This is a genomic window from Citricoccus nitrophenolicus (assembly GCF_047305825.1).
Classification (GTDB): Bacteria; Actinomycetota; Actinomycetes; order Actinomycetales; family Micrococcaceae; genus Citricoccus; species Citricoccus nitrophenolicus.
Genome location: NZ_CP063070.1, coordinates 1,261,251 through 1,284,128 on the forward strand (window position 1 = coordinate 1,261,251; position 22,878 = coordinate 1,284,128).

The 22,878-nt window shown below is 70.7% G+C and carries 20 protein-coding genes and 2 pseudogenes; 15 read left to right on the plus strand and 7 right to left on the minus strand.

From position 1 onward, the window contains the following. Window positions 1-14: 14 nt before the first annotated feature. From IMT31_RS05820 to IMT31_RS05835, 4 genes and pseudogenes are all read left to right on the plus strand, one after another. Window positions 15-938: a metallophosphoesterase gene (locus IMT31_RS05820; RefSeq protein ID WP_413544374.1), complete on the plus strand. Its 924-nt coding sequence runs from the start codon at window positions 15-17 to the stop codon at window positions 936-938. Window positions 939-1,222: 284 nt separating this feature from the next. Next, window positions 1,223-1,957 (plus strand): annotated as a pseudogene (locus IMT31_RS05825) (ABC transporter ATP-binding protein); the annotation flags it as partial. A gap of 142 nt (window positions 1,958-2,099) precedes the next feature. Next, a complete protein-coding gene (locus IMT31_RS05830; protein WP_413544069.1) occupies window positions 2,100-3,029 on the plus strand; it encodes an ABC transporter ATP-binding protein in 930 nt (309 codons plus the stop codon). Next, a complete protein-coding gene (locus IMT31_RS05835) occupies window positions 3,026-4,879 on the plus strand; it encodes an ABC transporter ATP-binding protein (protein WP_413544070.1) in 1,854 nt (617 codons plus the stop codon). The genes IMT31_RS05830 and IMT31_RS05835 overlap by 4 nt, the downstream gene beginning before the upstream one ends. Window positions 4,880-4,894: 15 nt before the next feature. Here the strand turns inward: IMT31_RS05835 and IMT31_RS05840 are convergent, their stop codons facing one another. Next, a complete protein-coding gene (locus tag IMT31_RS05840) occupies window positions 4,895-5,860 on the minus strand; it encodes a phosphoribosylaminoimidazolesuccinocarboxamide synthase (protein ID WP_413544071.1) in 966 nt (321 codons plus the stop codon). Beyond that, window positions 5,860-7,164: a phosphoribosylamine--glycine ligase gene (gene purD / locus IMT31_RS05845; RefSeq protein ID WP_413544375.1), complete on the minus strand. Its 1,305-nt coding sequence runs from the start codon at window positions 7,162-7,164 to the stop codon at window positions 5,860-5,862. The genes IMT31_RS05840 and purD overlap by 1 nt, the downstream gene beginning before the upstream one ends. 52 nt (window positions 7,165-7,216) lie before the next feature. On the opposite strand from purD, the gene IMT31_RS05850 reads away from it, so the two are divergent. The 7 genes and pseudogenes from IMT31_RS05850 to purM all read left to right on the plus strand — a co-directional run bounded on the left by IMT31_RS05850 (window position 7,217) and on the right by purM (window position 13,674). Then, window positions 7,217-7,480 (plus strand): hypothetical protein, encoded by a 264-nt coding sequence (locus IMT31_RS05850; protein ID WP_345360258.1) that lies wholly within the window; start codon window positions 7,217-7,219, stop codon window positions 7,478-7,480. Window positions 7,481-7,647: 167 nt separating this feature from the next. Further along, window positions 7,648-8,730, plus strand: a complete 1,083-nt coding sequence (locus IMT31_RS05855) for an asparaginase (protein WP_413544072.1) — start codon at window positions 7,648-7,650, stop codon at window positions 8,728-8,730. A 71-nt stretch (window positions 8,731-8,801) separates the two neighbouring features. Beyond that, window positions 8,802-9,876, plus strand: a pseudogene (locus IMT31_RS05860) (asparaginase). 28 nt (window positions 9,877-9,904) lie between these two features. Beyond that, complete coding sequence (locus IMT31_RS05865; RefSeq protein WP_345360250.1) at window positions 9,905-10,285, plus strand: sterol carrier family protein; 381 nt, start codon at window positions 9,905-9,907, stop codon at window positions 10,283-10,285. Between the two features lie 41 nt (window positions 10,286-10,326). Next, a complete protein-coding gene (locus IMT31_RS05870; RefSeq protein ID WP_345360247.1) occupies window positions 10,327-10,725 on the plus strand; it encodes a hypothetical protein in 399 nt (132 codons plus the stop codon). Between the two features lie 203 nt (window positions 10,726-10,928). Next, window positions 10,929-12,443 (plus strand): amidophosphoribosyltransferase, encoded by a 1,515-nt coding sequence (gene purF / locus IMT31_RS05875; protein WP_345360244.1) that lies wholly within the window; start codon window positions 10,929-10,931, stop codon window positions 12,441-12,443. A 49-nt stretch (window positions 12,444-12,492) separates the two neighbouring features. Next, window positions 12,493-13,674, plus strand: coding sequence for a phosphoribosylformylglycinamidine cyclo-ligase (gene purM, locus IMT31_RS05880; protein WP_413544073.1), 1,182 nt, complete (start codon window positions 12,493-12,495; stop codon window positions 13,672-13,674). A gap of 74 nt (window positions 13,675-13,748) precedes the next feature. On the opposite strand, the gene IMT31_RS05885 is transcribed toward purM, so the two are convergent. Together IMT31_RS05885 and IMT31_RS05890 are read right to left on the minus strand one after the other, a co-directional pair. Beyond that, complete coding sequence (locus IMT31_RS05885; RefSeq protein ID WP_413544376.1) at window positions 13,749-14,672, minus strand: Sir2 family NAD-dependent protein deacetylase; 924 nt, start codon at window positions 14,670-14,672, stop codon at window positions 13,749-13,751. Between the two features lie 50 nt (window positions 14,673-14,722). Next, on the minus strand, window positions 14,723-14,935 hold the full coding sequence (locus IMT31_RS05890; RefSeq protein WP_345360238.1) for a DUF3073 domain-containing protein: 213 nt from the start codon (window positions 14,933-14,935) through the stop codon (window positions 14,723-14,725). 161 nt (window positions 14,936-15,096) lie between these two features. Here IMT31_RS05890 and IMT31_RS05895 point away from each other — a divergent pair, with 161 nt between their 5' ends. Beyond that, window positions 15,097-15,789: a hypothetical protein gene (locus tag IMT31_RS05895; protein ID WP_345360235.1), complete on the plus strand. Its 693-nt coding sequence runs from the start codon at window positions 15,097-15,099 to the stop codon at window positions 15,787-15,789. A gap of 29 nt (window positions 15,790-15,818) precedes the next feature. Here IMT31_RS05895 and clpB read toward each other — a convergent pair whose 3' ends face one another. After that, window positions 15,819-18,422, minus strand: a complete 2,604-nt coding sequence (clpB, locus tag IMT31_RS05900; protein WP_413544074.1) for an ATP-dependent chaperone ClpB — start codon at window positions 18,420-18,422, stop codon at window positions 15,819-15,821. A gap of 215 nt (window positions 18,423-18,637) precedes the next feature. On the opposite strand from clpB, the gene IMT31_RS05905 reads away from it, so the two are divergent. Next, window positions 18,638-19,780: a YihY/virulence factor BrkB family protein gene (locus IMT31_RS05905; protein ID WP_413544075.1), complete on the plus strand. Its 1,143-nt coding sequence runs from the start codon at window positions 18,638-18,640 to the stop codon at window positions 19,778-19,780. Here the strand turns inward: IMT31_RS05905 and IMT31_RS05910 are convergent. Together IMT31_RS05910 and IMT31_RS05915 are read right to left on the minus strand one after the other, a co-directional pair. After that, a complete protein-coding gene (locus tag IMT31_RS05910; RefSeq protein WP_413544076.1) occupies window positions 19,777-20,379 on the minus strand; it encodes a response regulator transcription factor in 603 nt (200 codons plus the stop codon). The genes IMT31_RS05905 and IMT31_RS05910 overlap by 4 nt on opposite strands. Further along, the gene (locus IMT31_RS05915) at window positions 20,376-21,731 is read right to left on the minus strand and encodes a sensor histidine kinase (RefSeq protein ID WP_413544077.1); all 1,356 of its coding nucleotides are present in this window, start codon (window positions 21,729-21,731) and stop codon (window positions 20,376-20,378) included. Before IMT31_RS05915 ends, IMT31_RS05910 begins: the two co-directional genes overlap by 4 nt. 179 nt (window positions 21,732-21,910) lie before the next feature. On the opposite strand from IMT31_RS05915, the gene IMT31_RS05920 reads away from it, so the two are divergent. Both IMT31_RS05920 and IMT31_RS05925 read left to right on the plus strand, forming a co-directional pair. Then, the gene (locus tag IMT31_RS05920) at window positions 21,911-22,405 is read left to right on the plus strand and encodes a small multi-drug export protein (RefSeq protein WP_413544078.1); all 495 of its coding nucleotides are present in this window, start codon (window positions 21,911-21,913) and stop codon (window positions 22,403-22,405) included. 88 nt (window positions 22,406-22,493) lie between these two features. Continuing rightward, window positions 22,494-22,853 carry a cupin gene (locus IMT31_RS05925; protein ID WP_413544079.1) on the plus strand — a complete coding sequence of 120 codons (360 nt, stop codon included), beginning with the start codon at window positions 22,494-22,496 and terminating at the stop codon, window positions 22,851-22,853. Window positions 22,854-22,878 lie beyond the last annotated feature (25 nt).

Here is a 22,878-nt window from a genome sequence, read left to right on the forward strand (position 1 = left end):
CGACCGGCCGCCGCATGGCACCATGGGCCACTGCCGCACGGACCGCCGCGGCGGCCACCGGGGCGCTGGCCGCCACCGGAGCCGGGCTCATCGCCTGGGGCGCGCTGGTGGAGGCCCGGAACTTCACGGTGCGCACCGAGCGGCTGCCGATCCTCCCGCCCGGCGGGCGGCCGTTCCGGATCCTGCACCTCTCGGACATCCACCTGATGCCCTCCCAGCGGGACAAGCTGGCGTGGCTGTCCTCCCTCGCCGCCGTGAAGCCTGACCTGGTGGTCAATACGGGGGACAACATCGGATCCGCCGCGTCCGTCCCCCCGCTGCTCGAGGCCCTCGGCCCCCTACTGGATGTGCCCGGGGTCTTCGTCCCCGGCTCCAACGACTACTACGCACCCCAGCCGGCCAATCCCCTGCGCTACCTCGCCGGGCCCTCTCGCCAGGACCCGAGGCGCAGCGAACTGCCGTGGCAGGAGCTGTTCGGCGCCTTCGAGTCGCGCGGCTGGCTCAACCTCTCCAACCAGGGCTTCTCCCACGTCCTGCAGGACATCCGCCTCGACTTCGCCGGCACGGACGACCCCCATCTGGAGCGTGACGAGTGGCCCGGTTTCCCGGGCGCCAGCTCGGCACCCGCCCGCAACCTGCGGATCGGCGTGACGCATGCCCCCTACCGCCGGGTACTGGACACCATGGCCCAGGACGGCGCGGACGTCCTCTTCGCCGGCCACACCCACGGCGGCCAGATCTGCGTGCCGTTCTACGGGGCGCTCGTGACCAATTGTGATCTGCCCAGGTGGCAGGCCTCCGGGCTGACCTCATGGACTGCGGGCGGACGCACCGTACCGCTGGAGGTCTCCGCCGGGATCGGCGCCTCCCCCATGGCCCCGGTCCGCTTCGCCTGCCGGCCCGAGGCGGTCGTGCTGGACGTCGTCGCCCCGGCCTGACCTGCTGCGTGGCCTCCAGCCAGGGCCGCCGGATCTTTCAAAGGGATCTTTCAGGACGGCTCGCACAGCCGTAGGATGGTGGATCGGCCCCCACATCGCGTGCTGGCCTCATGTTCCCGACAGGAGGGGTTGCCGTGTCCACGCCCGCCCGCACGACTCCACGGCCGGGCCAGGAGGGCAGGGCAGAGACGGCGGCAGGACGCAGCCTCATCGAGGCCATCCGCCGCCTCTCCCCCTATCTGGACGGGGTGCGCTGGCGCTGGGCCGCCGGCCTCGTCTCCGCCATGCTGGCCGGTCTGGTGGCCCTGGCCATCCCCCAGGTGATCCAGCAGCTCGTGAACTCGGTCCTGCACCCCGGCGGCTCCGTCTCGGACATCTGGACCGCCGTGTGGATCATGACCGGGCTCGGCCTGGCCGAGGGCCTGCTGATCTTCGGCCGCCGCTTCTTCATCCTGCCGCCCGCCGCCGGGGTGGAGCACCGCGCCCGGACGGCCCTGTTCACCCGGCTCCAGCGCCTGCCGGTCTCCTTCCACGATGCCTGGCCCTCCGGCCAGCTGCTCTCCCGCTCCGTGGGCGATCTGTCCCTGCTGCGCCGCTGGATCGCCTTCGGCACGGTGATGTTCGTGGTCTCGATCGTCACGATCACCGTCGGGATCGTCCTGCTGTTCAACACCTCCTGGGTGCTCGGCCTCATCTACCTCGCCGGGGCCGTGCCGATCATGTGGCGCTCCTTCTACTTCCGCAACGACTTCCGCGCCGCGTCCCGGCTGTCCCAGGACCAGGCAGGGGACCTCGCCACCACGGTGGAGGAATCCGTCCACGGAATCCGCGTCCTCAAGGCCTTCGGCCGTGGCGGTGAGGCCCTGCAGGGGTTCCGTGGCCAGGCCGACACCCTGCGGGGCACCGAGGTCCACAAGGCCACCGTGCTCTCCCAGTTCATCGCGCTGATCGTGGCCCTACCGGAGACCGTGATCGGCCTGTCCCTGGCCGCCGGGATCTACCTCGTGGCCACCGGGGACCTCACCGTGGGAGCCATCGCCGCCTTCTTCGCCACCACGGCGGTGCTCGCCGGTCCGGTGGAGTCCGTGGGTCAGCTGATGGGCATGTCCCTGTCCGCCAAGACCGCGATCGACCGTCACCTGGACGTCATGGACACGGCTGTTGACATTGCCGACCCCAACGCGGATCCCGACGCCGGCCGGCCGGTGGATGCCCCTGCCCCGGCCGGGGGGCGGGCTGGCGTTCGAGTCGGTGGGGTTCCGCTTCCCGGACGCCGCCGAAGGCTCGGAGTCCGTCCTGCGGGACGTGACCCTGCACCTGGAGCCCGGCGAGACCATGGCCCTGGTGGGCCTCACCGGCTCCGGCAAGTCCACCCTGGTCCAGCTGGTCCCCCGTCTCTACGACGCCACCGCCGGGCGGGTCCTGGTGGACGGCGTCGACGTGCGGGACCACGCATTGCTCGAGCTGCGCCGCAAGGTCTCCATCGCCTTCGAGGACGCCACGCTGTTCTCCGACTCGATCCGGAACAACGTGCTCCTCGGCGCCCCCGCCGAGATCCTCGCGGACCCGGACGCCGCGCAGGAGTTGCTGGACCTGGCCCTGGACACCGCTCAGGCGGGGTTCGCGCACGAGATGCCGGAAGGGGTGGACACCCAGATCGGCGAGGAGGGGCTGAGCCTGTCCGGCGGCCAGCGCCAGCGCATCGCCCTGGCCCGCTCCATCGCCGCCCAGCCCGAGATCCTCGTGCTGGACGACCCGCTCTCCGCGCTGGACGTGCGCACCGAGGAACTGGTCACCCAACGGTTGCGCCGCGTGCTCACCGGGACCACCACCCTGATCGTGGCGCACCGCCCCTCCACGGTGGCCCTGGCGGACCGCGTGGCGGTACTGCAGGACGGGCGGATCCGTGACGTCGGCACCCACGCCGAGCTGCTGGCCCGCTCCACTGCGTACCGCTTCATCATCTCCAGCTTCGAGGAGGACAAGTCCATCGAATCGGTCATGGACTCCGGGGCGATCACCGGCATGCTGCCCGTCCAGTCCACCGAACAGCCCACCGACCAGCCCACCGAGAAGGGCCGGACGTCATGAGCCGCCGCCAGGACCGTCAGCCGCCGTCCCTCCTCGGCACCCGGGGCGAGGAACGGCTGGATCTGACCGGCGAGGAACGCAGTTACGTCCGGGCCCGCTCGTGGACACTGCTGAAGGACCTCGCGCGGCCGGTGAAGTGGAAACTCATCCTGACCGCGGCGCTCGTGGTGATCTCCAACGCCGCCCGGGCGTCGTTCCCCCTGATCATCGCGTGGGGCATCGACTGGGGCCTGCCCCGGGCCGTCTCCGCGCTGGAGGGCGGGGAATCCGCGGCACCGGTGCTGGCCGGCGTCGGGGGCTCCTACGTGGCCGCCGCGCTGACCGCGGGGCTGTTGCTGGGGGTCTACACGTGGCTGACCGCGCGGGTCAGCCAGGCGATGCTGCTGGACCTGCGCGTGTGGGTGTTCCGGCACACGCAGCGCCTGAGCCTCGAATTCCACGAGAGGTACACCTCGGGACGGGTGATCTCGCGGCAGACCTCGGACCTGGACTCGCTGCGCGAGCTGTTGGACCAGGGGGTGTCCTCGCTCGTGTCCGGGCTGATGTTCATGCTCTTCACCGGCATCTCGATCGTCATCCTGGACTGGCGGTCCGCCCTGATCCTGCTGGTGGCGTTCGTGCCCGTGGCGATCGCGGTGCGCTGGTACCAGGTGCGTTCGGAGGCGGTCTTCCGCGAATCCCGCGTGTCATCGGCCCGGATGATCGTGCACTTCGTGGAGACCATGACGGGCATCCGCGCCGTACAGGCCTTCCGCAAGGAACGCTCCAACGATTCCACCTACCGCCAGCTGGCCTCCAAATACCGCGATGACATGGTCCGGTCCCTGAACCTGTTCGGCGTCCTGCAGCCGACCCTGGTGATCACCGGGAACCTGACCGTGGTGGCGATGCTGCTGTTCGGCGGCCTCCGGGTGCTGGACGGCACCCTGGCCGTGGGCGTGCTCGTGGCGCTGCTGCTGGCCGGCAAGCGCGTGTTCCAGCCCATGGAGCAGGTGGCCATGTTCTATTCCGCCTTCCAGTCCGCCACCGCCGCCCTGGAGAAGGTCTCCGGCCTGCTGGAGGAGGCCCCCACCGTGAAGGAGGCGGCACGGCCGGTGCCACTGGCCGAGGCCAGGGGGCGGATCGAGTTCACGGACGCCGAGTTCGGCTACGGGGACGGGGCGGTGATCCTTCCGGAGTTCGACCTCACGATTCCCGCCGGGCAGACCGTGGCCGTGGTGGGCCAGACCGGTGCGGGCAAATCCACGCTCGTGAAGCTCATCGCCCGGTTCTACGACCTCTCCTCCGGCTCCCTGACACTGGACGGCGTGGAGCTGGATCAACTCTCCGCCGCCGATCTGCGGCGCAACGTGGTCATGGTGACCCAGGAGGCGTTCCTGTTCTCCGGTTCGGTGGCGGAGAACATCGCCCTGGGCCGGCCGGACGCCTCGGACGCGGAGATCCAGGCGGCGGCGCGGGCCGTGGGGGCCCACGAGTTCATCCTGTCCCTGCCCGAGGGATATGAGACCGATGTGACCAAGCGCGGCGGTCGGCTCTCCGCCGGCCAGCGTCAGCTCGTCTCCTTCGCCCGCGCCTTCCTGGCCGATCCGGCCGTGCTCATCCTGGACGAGGCCACGAGTTCGCTGGACCTGCCCAGCGAGCGGCTCGTGCAACAGGGGCTGGCCCGGCTGCTGGGAGACCGCACGGCGCTGATCATCGCGCACCGGCTGTCCACCGTGGAGATCGCGGACCGAGTGCTCGTGGTGCATGACGGGCGGATCGTGGAGGACGGCTCCCCCGCCGAGCTCATCGCCGCCGGCGGACGCTTCGCCGAGCTGCACGCGGCGTGGGAGGACTCCCTGGTCGGGTGAGACCCGGCTGGCGGATCAGGCGCTGAAGGTCAGCCCCGTGAGGCGCTCGTAGGCCTCGATGTACCGGTCCCGGGTCTTGGCCACGACGGCGGCCGGCAGGTGAGGCGGTGCCTCACCGGAGGCCCGGTCCCAGCCGGAATCCGGGCTGGTCAGCCAGTCACGGACGAACTGCTTGTCGAAGGAGGGCTGCGAGCGCCCCGGCTCGTAGTCGTCCACATCCCAGAAGCGCGACGAGTCCGGGGTCAGCACCTCGTCTCCGAGGACGATCTGCCCGGCGGAGTTCAGCCCGAACTCCACCTTGGTGTCCGCCAGGATGATCCCGCGGTCCCGGGCGATCCCCTCGGCCCGCGTGTAGAGGTCCAGGGTCAGGTCCCGCAGCTGCGCGGCCGGGGTCTCCCCGACCAGGCGGGACATCTGCTCGAAGGTGATGTTCTCGTCATGCTCGCCCACCTCCGCCTTCGCGGAGGGGGTGAAGATCGCCGGCTCCAGCTTCGAGCCGTCCACCAGTCCGGCGGGCAGCTCCAGCCCGGTGACCGTCCCGGACTGGCGGTACTCCGCGAGCCCGGAACCGGTCAGGTAACCGCGCGCGATGCACTCGACCTCATACATGTCCAGGCGCTGGACCACCATGGCCCGCCCGGCCACGGCCTCCGGCACGTCCACGGAGACCACGTGGTTCCGGATGGGCACAGAGTGACCAGAAGGCGTCACCACGGTGGGGGTGGTGTCACTTTGCGCCTCGGGGGTGGGGGCGGAGAGCTGCTCGAACCACCAGAGGGAGAGTTGGGTGAGCACCTTGCCCTTGTCCGGGATCTCGGTGTCCAGCACGAAGTCGTAGGCGCTGATCCGGTCCGAGGCCACCACCAGGAGGTCTCCCTCACCCGGCTCGGCGTCCGCCGGCTCGTACAGGTCGCGGACCTTGCCCGAGTAGAGGTGACGCCAGCCGGGCAGCTCCAGCACCTCGGTGTCCAGTCCCGCCATCAGCGCACCTTCCCCTCGGTGCCGGCGGCGCCTGGCACCACGATCTCCCCGCGCTCGGCCAGCAGGCCGATGTCCGTGCGGTGCTGTGAGCCCGCCAACGAGATCTCCGCCACGCCCGCATAGGCGCTGGTCCGTGCCTGGGCCAGGTCCTCCCCCAGCCCGACGACGGCCAGGACCCGTCCGCCCGAGGCGACCAGTCCGCCGTCGGGCCCGGTGCCGGTCCCCGCATGCAGCACGGAGACGCCCTCCAGCGCCTCGGCCGCCTCGACGCCGGTCAGGGCCCCGCCCTTGACGGGAGCCTCCGGGTAGCCTGCGGCGGCCACCACCACGTCCACGGCGTACTCATCCGACCACTGCAGCTCCGGCACCCGGGCCAGGCAGCCGGTGGCGGCGTCCATGAGGAAACGGCCCAGCGGGCTGCGCAGCCGCGCCAACACGGCCTGGGTCTCCGGGTCGCCGAAGCGCACGTTGAACTCGATGACCTTGAGCCCGCGGGAGGTGAGGGCCAGCCCGCAGTACAGGACGCCGGCGAAGGGGGTGCCGCGGTCCGCCATGGTGGCGATCACGGGCCGGGCCACGCGCTGCATGACCTCCTCGGTGAAGCCGGCGGGCAGCCAGTCGAGCGGAGTATACGCGCCCATGCCGCCGGTGTTCGGGCCGGAGTCGCCGTCTCCGATCCGCTTGAAGTCCTGGGCGGGGACCAGCGGGATGGCGTTGGTGCCGTCCGAGATGACGAACAGGGAGACCTCGGGCCCGTCCAGGAACTCCTCGATGACCACGGTGCCGCCCACCCCGAAACAGGACCGGGCGTGGGCGAGGGCCTCGGCGCGGTCGGCGGTGACCACCACGCCCTTGCCGGCAGCCAGGCCGTCGTCCTTGACCACGTAGGGCGCGCCGAACTCGTCCAGCGCGGCCTCGGCCTCCGCGGCCGTGGCGCAGGTGCGGGCGGCCGCGGTGGGGACGCCGGCCTGGGCCATGACGTCCTTGGCGAAGGACTTGGAGGCCTCCAGCTCGGCGGCTGCCTTGGAGGGGCCGAAGACGGTGAACCCGGCCTGGTGCAGGGCGTCCGAGACGCCGGCGGCCAGTGGCGCCTCCGGGCCGATCACCACCAGGTCGGCCTCGAGTTCGCCGGCCAGCACGGTGGCGTCCGTGGCGTCCGTGGCGTCCACCGGGTGCACGGGGACATCGAGGGCGATGCCCGCGTTGCCCGGTGCCGCATGGATCTCCCGGACGTCGGGGTCCCGCTGCAGGGCGCGGATGATGGCGTGTTCGCGGCCGCCGGAGCCGAGGACGAGGATCTTCACGGTGCCCAAGCCTAGACCGTCCACGGCCGGGCCCGTCAGTACGATGGAACGCATGACGTCCAGCACCCCCGGACCGGACGACGGTCAGCAGCACTACGGCCACCCCTACGGCCGCGCCCCGCAGGGCGCCGGCAGTGCCCTGAGCGCGGTCTACCGGTTCATCCTGGTGTGGCTGGTCACGGCACTGATCCTGTGGTTCGGCTCCCGGATGTTCGGCTTCGAGCGCGGAGACGTGGCCGTGGCCGTGGTCTCCCTGGTGGTCTCCCTGGCCGCTGCCGTGGGCATCACCACATGGCTGAAGAGGCGCGGCCGCTGAGCCCTCCCCCGGCGCAAAGTGACTCAACCCCCACCGATGTGCCGTGGTCTGGTCACTTGATGCCCGTGACGCCCGTGATGCCCGGCAGTCCAGGACCGGGCAGACTCACAGACCCAGCTCATCCCCGCCTCATCTCCCGCTCATCCTGGTCCCGCACCATGGGCACCATGAACAGCCCCACCCCCACGTCCCCGCCCGTTCAGCCGGCCCGGCCCGGGATCTTCGCCCCGCAGGAAGCCGCCGAGCTCGTCACCCTGAGCCGCAACGGCCAGGTGGAGTCCCGCCACAGCGGCGCCGCCGTGGTGACCGGCCCCTCCGGCGAGGTGCTGGCCGCAGTGGGTCCGCCGGATGCCACGGTGTTCGGCCGCTCAGCCCTCAAACCGCTCCAGGCCATCGCCTCTCTGCGGCTCGGCGCCGTCCTGGAGTCCCGCCACGTGGCCGTCGCCTCGGGCTCCCACCGCGGCACCTCCCGCCACCGGCGGCTCGTCCGCGAGATCCTGGCCGGCGCCGGACTGGACAAGTCCGCGCTGCAGTGCCCGCGGGCCTGGCCGAAGGACCGGCGCGAGCTGCTGAAGATGGCCGAGCGGACCCACCGGCCGGACGGGCCACGGCGCAACCGGCTGGCGTTCAACTGCTCCGGAAAGCACGCCGCGTGGCTTGCGGCCTGCGTGGCCTCCGGGCTGGACACGGACACCTATCTGGACCCGGATCATCCACTCCAGCGCGAGGTGCTGACGGTGCTCGAGCACTACTGCGGCACTCGGACCACGCACGTGGGCGTGGACGGCTGCGGCGGCCCGGCCCCGCGGCTCGCCCTGGCCGGCCTGGCGCGTGGCATCGGCCGGGTGGCCTCGGCCCCCGAGCGGGCCGCCCAGGGCTTGCCGATCGACGACTTCGCCGTCCAGGTGGCTACCTCCATGCTGCGCCACCCCTGGGCGGTGCAGGGCCACCACAGCACCAACACCCGGATCATGCGGGAGCTGGGGCTGCTGGCCAAGTCCGGGGCGGACGGCGTCCTGGTGGTGGCCGCTCCGGACGGCACCGCCGTGGCCGTGAAGACCCTGGACGGGGCCTCCCGGGCCAACAACCTCGTGGCGCTGACCCTGATGGCGCGCTTCGCCCCGGATCAGGTGGACCTCCGTGCCCTGAACGGCGTCCTGGACGTGGTCACCCCCACCGTCCTCGGCGGGGGCCGGCCGGTGGGCCGGGCCGAACTCGCGGGGCCCGTCCTGGAGGTCCTCGACGCCTGAACCCCGCCGAACCCGCCCGGGCCCCCACTGGGCCCGCCCGGCCTCGGCAGGACGCCCCCTACAGTGGTGTCATGCCCGCATCCCAGCCGCCACAGCAACCCTCCCGGCCCCAGCCGACCCAGCCGACCGCCACCTTTGCCGTCGGCGAGGCGGAGGAACTCGTCCACGTGGTCCGCAACGGTTTCATCGAGTCCCGCTCCATCGGCTCCGCAGTGGTCACGGCCCCGGACGGCTCCGTTCTGGCCTCCCTCGGCCATCCTGCCGCCCCGATCTACCCGCGCTCCACGCTCAAACCGCTGCAGGCCATCGCCTCGCTGCGGCACGGGGCCCGGTTGGTGGACGAACAGGTAGCCCTGGCCTGCGGCTCGCACCGCGGCACCGCGCGGCACCGCCAGACCGCCGCCACGATCCTCTCCTACGCCGGCCTGGACGAGACCTTCCTGCAGTGCCCACCCGCCTGGCCCGCAGACCCGGCCGGCCTGCTGGAGATGGCCCAGGATGCCGGTCCCGGGGGCCCGCTGCAGACCCCCCTGGCGTACAACTGCTCGGGGAAGCACGCCGGGTTCCTCTCCGCCGCCAAGCACGGCGGCCATGACGTGGGCACCTACCTGGATCCTGAGAACCCAGTGCAGCGTGAGGTGGCCGCCGTCCTCGAGGAGTACTGCGGCGAGCCGGTGGCGCACTGGGGCGTGGACGGCTGCGGGGCACCGGCCCCGGTGCTGTCCCTGACCGGTCTGGCCCGCGGGATCGGGAGGGTCGCCGCCGCCCCGCTGCGTCGGGATGCCGAGGTTCACGCTGCGGCCGTGGCCACGGCCATGCTGGACCACCCCTGGGCCGTGCATGGGGAGACCAACACGAACACGGTGGTCATCCGCGAGCTCGGCGTGCTCGCCAAGCTCGGCGCGGACGGCGTGATGGTCATGGCCGCCGGTGACGGAACCTCCGTGGCGGGTCAAGGCGCTCGACGGCGGCACGCGAGCCGGCAACCTCGTGGCCCTGGTGCTGCTGGCCCAGTTCGCCCCCGAGCAGGTGGACCTGGACGCACTGCCGGGCGTCCTGGATTCTGTGGCACCGAAGATCCTCGGCCGCGGCACGCCCGTGGGCCGGGTCCAGCTGGCCCGGCCCGTGCTGGCCCTGCTGGACTGATCATCGGCGCGAGCATCAGGAGCAGACCGTGTCCGTCAGACGACGCATAGCCCCCGACGACGGCCGTTCGGCCCTCGAGGCCTGGTCTCGGGCCCGTTCGGCCGGCGCTGAAGAGTCCGCCGCCCTGCCCCGCAGCACGCGGGCGACCGCCGTGCGCTACACCCTCGAGGAATTGGCCACCCGGGCCCCGGGGAACTCCGTGGAGGTCCGGGTCCCGCCCTTCGGCGTCTGCCAGTGCGTGGAGGGGCCCCGGCACACGCGCGGGACGCCTCCGAACGTCATCGAGATGGATCCGGCGACCTGGCTGGAACTGGCCACGGGGCTGGTGGGGTGGGAGGCCGCCGTCGGGGCCGGGAAGGTCCTGGCCTCCGGTTCCAGGGCCGATCTCCGCGACTGGCTGCCGCTGTGACGCAACGGGCGCAGGCCCACCCGCCCCGTACCATGGAGACCATGACTTTTCCCCCCGACGGTTCCCCGGGCGATCCCACCTCCCCACCGGAAGCCGCCTCCCTGGCGCACCGCACGCTCGTGGTCCGTCGGGCCCCGAAGGTCCAGGTCTTCCTGATCGGTGGCGCCGTCCTGGGCATGATCGCCGCGCTGATCTCGGCCTCTGTGGGCGGGGGGAACGAGGACTTCACCTTCGGCGCGCTCTTCGGATACCTCCTCGTGCTCTTCGGGATCGCCGGCGTCGCCCTCGGTGCGCTGGTCTGGCTCGTGTTGGACCGCCGCTCCAGGAAGCACACCCGCACCATGACCGCCGAGGTGGTCGAGGACTACGAGGATGCGGACTACGCGGTGCAGGACCATGACTTCCAGCAGTGGACGGACAAGTGGGAGAAATCGGACTGACGCATAGCGGAGGGACGCCGCGGCCTGGCTAGACTGGTGTGGCCATGTCGCGTCCCGAGCCGATCCGCCTGCCCCAGCGGAACCACCGCATCACCCGGACCGGTGCCGTATTCCGGACGCGGGGCACCAGCACCATGGCGTCCTGGGAGTGTGCGCATCACCCCCGTTCACCTCGAACTGACAGTATCTGAGGAGCCACTCACGTGTGTGGAATCGTTGGCCACTTCTCGGCCGGCCCCGTCAATCAGCAGGTCTACGACTCGCTGCTGCTCCTGCAGCACCGCGGGCAGGACTCCACCGGTATCGCCACCGCCGAGGGCCGGACCCTGCACCAGGCCAAGAAGTCCGGACAGGTCCGCGAGGCCTACCGGACCCGTGACATGCGCGAGCTGCTCGGCAACATCGGCCTGGGCCACGTCCGCTACGCGACCAAGGGCCACGCCACCAACCTGGACGAGGCCCAGCCGTTCTACGTCAACGCCCCCTACGGGATCGTGCTGGTGCACAACGGCAACCTCACGAACACCCGCGAGCTGACCCTGGAGATGCGGGAACGCGATTTCCGGCACCTGAACTCCCCCTCGGACACCGAGCTGCTGCTCAACGTCCTGGCGTCCTCGTTGCAGGACAGCGTGGGCGTGCGGCATCTGGACGCGGACGGCATCTTCGACGCCGTCACGCAGGTCATCTCCCGCATCCGCGGTGCCTACGGGACCATCGCCCTGATCGCCGGCCACGGGTTGCTGGCCTTCCGGGACCCCATGGGCATCCGGCCGCTGGTCCTGGGCCGCCGGGATGTCGCCCCGGAGACCGCTGAGGCCGCTGCCGGGTACCGCGGCGTCCACGGCCTGCCCGCCACCCTGCCCGAGAGCGAATGGGTGGTGGCCTCCGAGTCCCTGGTCCTGGAGGCCGGCAACTACGAGGTGGTCCGGGAGCTCGCTCCCGGCGAGGCCGTGTTCATCGACGAGGCCGGAACCCTGCACTCGCGGCAGTGCGCCGAGGAGACCCGTCTGGTGCCCTGCGCCTTCGAGTACGTCTACCTGGCCCGCCCCGACTCCGTGATGAACGGCATCTCCATCTACGAGTCCCGGCTGCGCATGGGTGAGAAGCTCGCGGAGACGATCCAGCGGGAGATCCCGGACGAGGACTTCGACATCGTCATGCCGATCCCGGACTCCGCCCGGCCCGCCGCCCTGCAGGTGGCCCACAGCCTGGGCAAGGAGTACCGGGAGGGCTTCTACAAGAACCGCTACGTGGGCCGCACCTTCATCATGCCCGGCCAGGCGGTGCGCCAGAAGTCCGTGCGGCAGAAGCTCAACGCCATGCGCTCCGAGTTCGAGGGCAAGAAGGTCCTCATCATCGACGACTCGATCGTGCGCGGCACCACCTCCCGGCAGATCGTGGAGATGGCCTATCAGGCCGGCGCCGTGAAGGTGTCCTTCGCCTCCGCCGCCCCGCCGGTGCGATACCCCCACGTGTACGGGATCAACATGCCCAACGCCGAGGAGCTGGTGGCCCACGGCCGCACCGTGGAGGAGATCCGGGACGTCCTGGGCAGCGACCACCTCGTCTACCTCGGGGTGGAGGACATGGCCGAGGCCATCATGGCCGGCTCGGACTGGGACGGCCTGGAGATGTCCTGCTTCACCGGAGACTACGTGACCGGCGATGTCACCGAGGAGTACCTGGAGTTCGTGGCCGGGGACCAGGAATCCTGACGGCAGCACCGTTCGCCCCCGACCCTTCCCGCGAGAGACCGAGGACACCATGCACCAGCCAGAATCAGCCGAAGCGACCACCTATGCCTCCGCCGGCGTGGACGTGGAGGCCGGCGATCTCGCCGTCGACCTGATGAAGGACGCCGTCAAGGCCACCCACAACTCCTCCGTGGTCGGTGGCTTCGGCGGCTTCGCCGGGCTCTACGACGTCTCGGCGCTGCTGAAGTACTCCAAGCCGCTGCTGGCGACCTCCACGGACGGTGTGGGCACCAAGGTGGCGATCGCCCAGGCCCTGGACAAGCACGACACGATCGGCTTCGACCTGGTCGGCATGGTGGTCGATGACATCGTGGTGGTGGGCGCCGAGCCCCTGTTCATGACCGACTACATCGCCTGCGGCAAGGTGGTCCCCGAGCGCATCGCGGACATCGTGCGCGGCATCGCCTCCGGTTGCGCCGTGGCCGGCACGGCCCTGGTGGGCGGGGAGACCGCCGAGCACCCGGGCCTGCTGGGCGTGGACGAGTATGACGTGGCCGGGGCCGCCACCGGCGTGGTGGAGGCCTCCGCCCTGCTGGGCCCCGAGCGGGTCCGTGAGGGGGACGTGGTCATCGCCATGGCCTCCTCCGGCATCCACTCCAACGGCTACTCCCTGGTCCGCCGCGTGATCAACGACGCCGGCTGGTCCCTGGACCGCGAGGTCACCGACCTGGGGCGCACCCTGGGCGAGGAGCTGCTGGAGCCGACCCGGATCTACACCGCTGACTGCCTCGACGTGATGCGCCACCTCAACGGCGATCCGGTCTCCGGTGCCGCCGGCGCCGTGGCCACCACCACCGGCGAGGCCGCCCTGCACGGGTTCTCCCACGTGACCGGCGGCGGGTTGGCCGCCAACCTGGCCCGCGTCCTGCCGCAGGGCCTGATGGCCACCGTGGACCGTGGGACCTGGTCCCTGCCGGCCGTGTTCGAGCTGATCGGCCAACTCGGCCGTGTTCCGCTGGCGGACCTGGAGCGCACCCTGAACCTCGGTGTGGGCATGGTGGCCGTGGTGGACCCGGCGGCCGCGGACGCCGCCCTGGCTCGACTGAACGCCCGCGGACTGACCTCCTGGGTGGCCGGCACGGTGGGCCGCGTGACGGACGAGGCCGCTGGTGCGGGCCAGGACTTCATGCAGGGCGCCAAGGGCGTGGACGGCGGCGCAGTGTTGCTCACCGGGGCCTACGCCTCCGCCTGAGCCCAACTGCAGGCACAAAGTGACGAGACCACGTCACTTAGGTGCGGGTCAGGTCACTTTGCGCCGGGGAAGGGTCAGAGCTGGGCGTCCAGCCATTCCAGGGCGGGGGCCACGCGGGTACGCCAGCGGTACCGCGCCTTGGGATCCGCCCGAGTGGGCCCACCGTTGAGGGTGGCCACGGGCTTGCCGGCCCGTTCCGCGTCCAACACGAACTTGTAGCCGCTCATCACGGCCAGCGAGGTGCCCACGGCCAGCACGGAACCCGCCCGCTCGAAGACCTCACGCGCCGCGGCCTTGCGGGCGGCCGGGACGGACTCGCCGAAGTACACCACGTCCGGCTTGAGCTCCTCGGAGCCACACACCAGGCAGCCCACCATGTGGAAGCGTTCCACCCACTGCTGGTCCAACGTGACGTCCCCGTCCGGATTGACCAGCAGCTGATCCACCTGCACGGCCTCGAGATAGCCGGGATTCGCCGCCGTCAGCCGCGCGTCGAAGGAACGCCGGTCCTCCACTGCGCCGCAGTGCAGGCACATCACCCGGTCCAGGTCCCCGTGCAGGGGGATCAGTCCCTCGGTCCCCGCCGCGGCATGCAGTCCGTCCACGTTCTGGGTCACCACGCCGGCCAGGACCCCCTCACGGGCCCAGCGCGCCAGGGTGTGATGGGCCGGGTTCGGACTGGCGGAGTCCATCTGCCGCCAGCCCACGAAGGACCGCGCCCAATAGCGGTGCCGGGCGCCGGCGTCGTGCCGGAACTCCTGGTACGTCATGGGCCGGTGACGTCGCAACGACCCCTGGGGTCCACGGTAGTCGGGGATGCCGGAGTCCGTGGAGACACCGGCTCCGGTGATCACCAACGGAGAGTGGGTGCGCAACAGTCCCAGGATGCCCCTACGGGCTTCCTCGGGATCCTGCGGCGGCGCCGCGTCCTCCACGATCCGGGCGATCGAGCGCAGCGCGGCCTGATGGCCGTTCGCTGCGGGATGCCCAGGACGCAAGGTGTCCGAGGGGACCTCCGGCATCGCGGGATCAGGCGCCATGGCGGCGCTCAACCCCGGTGACGGTGGTCGTCGTCCTCCTCGACCTGTTCCACGTAGTCCGCGTACTTGTCCGCGTGGTCGATGTACTGGTCATCGTCATGGCTGGAACCGCTGCTGCCGGCGAGCTCACGCTCCAGTGCCGACAGGTCTGTGGCCGGGGAGAAGTACTTCATGTCCCGGGCCTGCTTGGTTGCTTTTGCCTTTTGACGGCCGCGCCCCATGAGCGTGACCCCCTTTGTTGTCTGTCTCCGTGCCGTCAGCCCCTGGACAGGGCTGGTCAGGAGTACGCACTGATCATGATGGTTCGTGGACACTAGGTTAACATGTTTCAGCACCCCTTGGAGCCGCCGGACAGCGTGGCGACCCCGGAAGGAACCCCACCATGGACAACAGCCCCAGCGGGCCCCCGGACGAGTCAAGACCTGATTCCCCCGGCACCCCGGACACTCCCGACGACGGCGCCTCCGGCGAGCGTCACGTCCCCTACCTGCCGCCCCGGTCACCCGAGGAGTCCGCTCCGGCGGCCTCGCCGCTCCGCCGCGGGTGGTGGTTGGCGGCAGCGGCAGTGGTGGTGCTCGCGCTCGTGGTCTTCGTCCTCGTCCCCCTGCTGACCGCCCCGCGGGAGGAGGGCTCCGGCGAGTCCATGGAGTCCGCGCCCGCCGTTTCGCGCAACGCGGAACCCGGGCTGGACGGGATCGTGGCCCGCGAGGTGCCCCCCGCGCAGATCCACCCCGGGGACTGCCTCACCGACGTCGACTCCGTGAGCGAGCCGTCCACCGTGGTGGAGTGCAGCAGGGACCACGAGGCCCAGTTGGTGGGACGCAAGCTGTGGCCCACCGGCCGCGCCTTTCCCCAGGACATGAGGGCGGACGCCGAGCGGTTCTGCGCCACCATCGAGCTGGACAGCGCCGAGGACGCGCAGGTCGTGGTGGAGATCTCCCACCCGGCCGAGGGCACGTGGGCGGAGGGCGACCGCCGGGTGGACTGCCTCGCCGTGGCCCACGAGGGCACCCTCAGCACCACCCTGGTGGCCGAGCCCGCCTTCGAGGACTGGACCGACCACCAGGACGACTGACCCCTCGCCCAGCGATGAGTCGGCCGAGGTCAGCCCTCCCTGCGGGTGACGGACAGGCGCTCCCCAGCACGGTCCACCAGGACCGTGTCCCCGTCGGCGATGGTGCCGGAGAGCAGGGCCCGGGCCAGCTGGTCACCGATCTCACGCTGCACGAGCCGCCGCAGCGGCCGTGCACCGTAGGCCGGGTCGAACCCGGTCACGGCCAGCCACTCCCGCGCGGCATCGGTCACCTCCAGGGCCAGCCGGCGCGAGGCCAGGCGTCCGGCCAGGGACTCCACCTGCAGGTCCACGATCCGCGTCAGGTCCTCGATGGACAGCGGGTCGAACAGGATGAGGTCATCCAGCCGGTTCAGGAACTCGGGCTTGAAGGCGGAGTTGACCACCCCCATCACGGCCTCCCTCTTCGCCGCCTCGTCCAGGGTCTGGTCCACCAGGAACTGCGAGCCCAGGTTGGAGGTCAGGATGAGGATGACGTTGCGGAAGTCCACGGTGCGGCCCTGGCCGTCGGTGAGGCGGCCGTCGTCGAGCACCTGCAGCAGGATGTCGAAGACCTCCGGGTGGGCCTTCTCCACCTCGTCCAGCAGGATCACGGAGTAGGGCCGGCGCCGCACGAGCTCGGTCAGCTGACCGCCCTCCTCATGGCCCACGTAGCCGGGAGGCGCCCCGACGAGCCGCGAGACGGAGTGCTTCTCCGAGTACTCGGACATGTCGATCCGCACCATGGCGTGGTCGTCATCGAACAGGAAGTCCGCCAGGGACTTGGCGAGCTCGGTCTTGCCCACGCCGGTGGGCCCGAGGAACAGGAACGAGCCGGTGGGCCGGTCCGGGTCCGAGATCCCCGCACGGGAGCGCCGGACGGCGTCGGAGACCGATGACACGGCCTTTCGCTGGCCGATCAGCCGCTCACCGAGGTGCTCCTCCATGGACAGCAGCTTGTCCTGCTCGGACTGGAGCATGCGCCCGGCCGGGATGCCGGTCCAGGCGGCGATGACCTCGGCGATGTCATCGGCGGTGACCTCCTCGGAGACCATGGTCGGCTCGTGATGGCCGACGCCGGCCCCTCCCCCGCCGTTCTCGCCCTCCTCGGCGGCGGCCAGGCTCTCCTCCAGGGCGGGGATCTCCCCGTAGAGGATGCGGGAGGCCTCGGCGAGGTCGCCATCGCGCTGGGCCTTGTCCGCGGCGGAGCGCAGCTCGTCCAGCTTCACGCGGAGATCTCCGGCCTGGTTGAGACTGGCCTTCTCGCTCTCCCACCGGGCGTTGAGGCCGGCCAGTTCCTCCTTCTGGTTGGCCATCTCCTCACGCAGTGCGGTCAGACGCTCCACGGAGGCCGGATCGTTCTCGTCCGCGAGCGCGAGCTCCTCCATGGTCAGCCGGTCCACCGAGCGGCGCAGTTGGTCGATCTCCTCCGGGGCGGAGTCGATCTCCATGCGCAGCCGGGAGGCGGACTCGTCCACGAGGTCGATGGCCTTGTCCGGGAGTTGACGGCCGGAGATGTACCGGTCCGAGAGGTTGGCGGCGGCCACCAGGGCGGAGTCGGCGATGGCCACCTTGTGGTGGGCCTCGTAGCGCTCCTTGAGACCGCGCAGGATGGCGATGGTGTCATCCACGGTGGGCTCGCCCACGTAGACCTGTTGGAAGCGACGCTCCAGGGCCGGGTCCTTCTCGATGTTCTCCCGGTACTCGTCCAGAGTGGTGGCGCCGATCAGGCGCAGTTCCCCGCGGGCCAGCATGGGCTTGAGCATGTTCCCGGCGTCCATGGCACCCTCGGAGGCTCCGGCGCCCACCACGGTGTGGATCTCGTCGATGAAGGTGACGATCTGCCCGTCCGATGCCTTGATCTCCTCCAGCACGGACTTCAGCCGCTCCTCGAACTCGCCGCGGTACTTGGCCCCGGCGATCATGGAGCCCAGGTCCAGGGAGATCAGGGTCTTTCCGCGCAGGGACTCGGGTACGTCCCCGGCGACCATGCGTTGGGCCAGGCCCTCCACCACGGCGGTCTTGCCGACCCCGGGCTCGCCGATGAGCACGGGATTGTTCTTGGTGCGCCGGGAGAGCACCTGGACGAGCCGGCGGATCTCGGAGTCACGGCCGATCACCGGGTCGAGCGTGCCGGAGCGGGCGATCTCGGTGAGGTCGGTGCCGTACTTCTCCAGGGCCTGGAAGGTGTTCTCGGGGTCCGGAGTGGTCACCCGGGAGTCCCCACGGACCTGCTTGACGGCGGCCGAGAGGGCCTCCACGGTGGCACCGGCATCCCGCAGGGCGGTGCCGGCCCGGCCCGCGTCCGCGGCCAGCCCGAGCAGCAGGTGCTCGGTGGAGACGTACTCGTCCCCGAGGGCCTCGGCCTGCTGCTGGGCGGCCTGGACCACGAGCAGTCCCTGACGGGAGAGCTGAGCCTGGGCCACGGAGGAGCCCGAGGTGGCCGGCATCGCCTGGATGGCGGAGCTGGCCGCCGTGGAGACCACGTCCGGGTCAGCGCCGGCGGCCTTGAGGACGGCCACCGCCACGGAGCCACGCTGGTCCATCAGCGCCTTGAGCAGGTGGGCCGGTTCGATCTGCGGGTTGCCGAGGGTCGAGGCGTTCATGGCGGCCCCGGAGAGCACCTCTTGGCTCTTGGTGGTGAATTTGGCGTCCATGCGGGTCCCTTCTGATGGTTCTCGATCTAGACTTGAGTGTACTTAACTCAACCCAGGCGGGGAACCCGCTATTCCCACCCACTTCCCCGCTTCCCCGCCGTGGTCAGCAAGAATCCCCGTGGCGGTCCAGGGTCTCGATCAGGGGCTCTCGTTCGCTCATGGGATCACGCTACGTGGCCGCGCCGCGGCTGTCCCGTGGCGGTACCCTCGGAATCATGCCCCGCCGACAGCTCCGCCGTCCGGCACCGGCGCATACCTACCTGCAGCCCCGGGTGACCCTGTTCCACGTGATCCGCCGGACCATCATGAAGCTGGTGGACATCCAGGTGTGGGACGTGGCCGGGTCCATGACCTTCTACACCCTGCTGTCCATGGTTCCGGCAGCCATCTCCATGGTCTCGATCGTGTCCCTGCTGGGGCTGGCGGACGAGACCGTGGTGACCGCCGCAGAGCTGGTTCACGAACTGCTGCCAGGTGTGAACCCGGACGTGGTCACGGACGCGCTGCTCGCCCTGTCCAATACCACCGGGGGCGTGGTCGGCGTGGTCCTGGGCCTGGTGGGCTCCATCATCGCGGCCTCCAACGCCCTGGCGTCCTTCCACCGCGCCATGCACCGCATCCATGACACCCGCGAGGGCCGGCGCTTCCTCTGGTTCCGCACCGTGATCTTCGTGGAGACCGTGGTCCTCATGGTCGCGTTCATCGCCGTGCTGCTGCTGATCGTGATCGGCGGTGGCCTCTCCGAGCGCCTGGGCGAGGCACTCGGTCTGACCTCGGCCACCGTCCTGGCCTGGAACATCCTGAAGTGGCCGGCCATCCTCGCCGTGCTGGTCCTGGCCATCACCCTCGCCTACCAGCGCGGGCCCAACGTGGTGCAGCCGCGGTACCGGTGGCTCTCCTGGGGCGGCCTGGCGGCGGTGCTGACCCTGTTCGCCATGACCGTGCTGCTGGGCTGGCTGGCCAACCTGTCCGGGACCTTCAACGTGGTCATCGGTGCCCTGAACGGCGTCGTCGTGATCCTCACGGTGCTGTGGCTGGGCTTCATCGTCATGGTGGCCGGCGCCGCCTTCGATGCCGAACTGCTGCGCGGCCGGCAGCTGGCGGCCGGACTGCCGGCGGCCGATGCCCTCCAGTTGCGCACCCGGCACCGGAGGGTGCTGGAGTTCCTGGACGAGGACGCCGCCAAGGCGCGGACCACGGCCTGGGCCGTGACCCGATCCGTGCACACCGGCGAACCCCTCACCCTGGCCAGGAGCCCCTGGATCGCCGAGGCAGGAACGCTCTGGTCCATCGATGCCGTGGACCGGGAGATCTCCACGGGCCACCCCTACGAGTCCGGTGCCGGCCGCGACGTCTAGATCCAGCCCTGCTCCCACGCCACCTGGGAGGCCTCCCGCCGGGTGCCCACCCCGAGCTTGCCCATGGCGGAGGACAGGTAGTTCCGCACCGTTCCCGGCGCCAGGTGCAGCCGTTCGGCGATCTGCTGCACGGTGGCGGCATCCCGGCCCGCACGCAGCACGTCCAGTTCCCGGTCCGTCAGGGGGCTGCGCTCCCCGCCCAGCGCGGTGGCGGCGATGTCCGGGTCCACGTACCGCTTGCCCGCGGCCACGTCCCGGATGACCTTGGCCAGTTCCTCGGCGGGGGTGGACTTCGGCACGAATCCGGACACCTTCTCGTTCAGCGCCCGCCGCAGCACCCCGGGCCTTGCGTGCCGGGTCACGATGATGACCTTGGTGGGCACCTGCCGCAGGATCTGCCCTGCCGCCTCCACCCCGTCCAGTTCCGGCATCTCCAGGTCCAGCAGGCACACGTCCGGGACCAGCTCGCGGGCAGCAGCCACGGCCTGGGCCCCGTTGTCCACGCCGGCCACCACCTCGAAGTCCTCCTCCAGGCCGAGCAGGGACTCCAGCGCCCCGCGGATCAGTACCTCGTCGTCGGCGATCAGCAGTCGGATCATGCGCTCTTCTCCCGTTCCTCGGATGTCTCCTCCGTCAGCGGGGTCCCCTGCCTGACGGTGTCCTCTGGGGGCAGGAACGGCAGCCGTGCCTCGAGGACGTACGTGCCGCCGTCGCGCCATCCTGCCACCGACCCTCCGGAGGCCTGGAACCGCCGGCTCAGCCCGGACAACCCGGTGCCCGACGCCGGCCCGGCCGCCCCGGGCGCCCCGGTGCCGGTTCCGCCTCCGCCTCCGCCGAACTTCGGAGACTCGACTCCGTTGTTGCTCATCACGAGCGTCTGGGCGCCGCCGGCGGCTTCCAGCACGATGGAAACCTCGGTGGCCGAGGGGGCATGGCGGAGGATGTTCGTGACCCCCTCCCTGACGGCCAGCCCCAGCAGGGTGCGCGCGGTCGGGTCCTGCACGTGGATCCCGTGGAGGCTGACCGCGGCTCCGGAAGCCGCCAGGACGTCCCTGGCGTTGGCGAGTTCCTCCTCGAGGGAGACCTCACGCAGATCCCGCACCAGGGAGCGGGTCTCCTCCAGGGCGGTCCGGGCCAGAGTGCGCACCTCGTGGATGTTGGCCTGGGCCGTCTCCGGCTTCCCGGCCCCCAGCAGTCGTTCGGCCAGTTCGGCCTTCAAGGCGATGACCTGTAGGTGGTGTCCCTGGATGTCATGCAGGTCCGAGGCGAATCGCAGCCGCTCGCGGGCCACGGCCAGCTGGGCGGCATCCCGGCGGGCAGCGTCCAGCTGGACCACGATGTCCCACCACCAGGCGGAGAAGAGGAAGACCACGGGGACGAAGATGACGAAGAAGACCATGCCCGGCAGTTGCTGTGCGGCCTCCGCGGTGGGCGCGGACACCCCCGTCAGCCGGGACCCGGCCCACCAATGGAGCACGAACAGGACGATCCCCACGGCGAAGACCACTCGCCTCGTCATGCCGCGGACCAGGATGGCGAGGATGTTCACGGAGATCCACAGTGAGACCCCTCCGGGGAAGGCCCCTCCCGGCACCCACAGGGTCAACACCCAGGCGATGCCCGCGGGGGCCGCCAGGAGCACGGTGGCCCAGGGACGCGGCCAGCCGCGGCCCATGCCGTGCCGCACCAACCAACTGCATGCGGCGTGGGCCAATCCGCTGCTCGCGATCAGCACAGCGGCAACCGCCACCGGCCACTCAGACCGGCCTCCGGCCTCTTCGTGGAAGAACAGCAGCAGGGCCGCGCCGATGAAGGCCATGAACAGGGCGAAGAAGACCATCGAGGCGTACGTGTACCACCAGGTGACCCGCACGCCGCGAGCGGACCGGCCGGGCGTCGTCGAGGGGAGTTGCCCGGAGCGTCGGCTCGGGGAGTGTTCTGACTGGCTCACGGCTTCCAGAGTAGGCCGATGACAACTGTCACGGGGTGGCGGTGACGGTTTCGGCCACCGGGGTGACACCCGGGCACTGCCGCCGGGCGGCCGCGCACGTGAAACTTGAACCATCCCCACCGACCAGCGGCCGAACACCGGCCCAACATCCCAGTCCGCCCCCTGAGAAAGGCTCCACCATGGACTTCATGTCCAACCTCCAGTCCTTCACCGAGTCCCTGCCGTCCGCGCTGCAGTTCCTCGGCATCGCCGTGGCGGCCTTCGTGCCCTACATCGAGGGTGAGGGCGCCGCCATCATCGGAGCCATCGCCGGCATCAACCCCTGGATCGCCATCCCCGTGGCCATCATCGCCAATGTGGCCCTCGTGGCCCTGATCGTGCTGACCTTCGAGAGGATCCGCGCCGGGATCGTCAATCGGCGCATCGCCGACGGCAAGACCCCGAAGCCCACCAGCGAGAAGCAGCAGAAGGTCCGCCGGGCCCTGGACAAGTACGGCGTCCCCGGAGTCTCCCTGCTCGGTCCCTTCCTGTTGCCCACCTACTTCACCGCGGCCGCACTGGCGTCCTTCGGCGTGGGGAAGGGCCGGGTCATCGTCTGGCAGGCCGTGGCCATCTCCCTCTATGCGGTGGTGTTCGGCGCGCTGGCCTACGGAGTGATCAACGCGATCAGCTGAACCCGCCAGACCCTTTCGGCTCCCTGGGCAGGGCGGCGGGAATGGCCGCCCCTCCCGCTCACCACCCCCCGCGGGCTACGGTGGCCGCATGAGCTACTCGCCGGGACCCCATGACCTGACCACCCTGACGCGAGCCGCCTTGGCAGCAGCACGGGAGGACCCCCATGGCCGCCATGGGGACCTGCTGCTGCGGGACGGACATCTGCGCCAGTCGATGATCGCCCTGACCACCGACTCCACGCTGGCCGACCACAATGCCCCGCCGGCTGCGACACTCCAGGTACTGCAGGGGGAACTGATGGTCACCGCCGGCCCCGGGGAGGACGTGCACCTGAAGACGGGGCAACTGGTCCAACTGACCAAGGAGCGCCACGGAGTGAAGGCCCTGCGGGACAGCGTGTTCCTGCTGACCACCGTCACCGGGGTTCAGGAGGAGCGCCAGGGCTGACCTCCGGACTGATCGGAGATCCGGC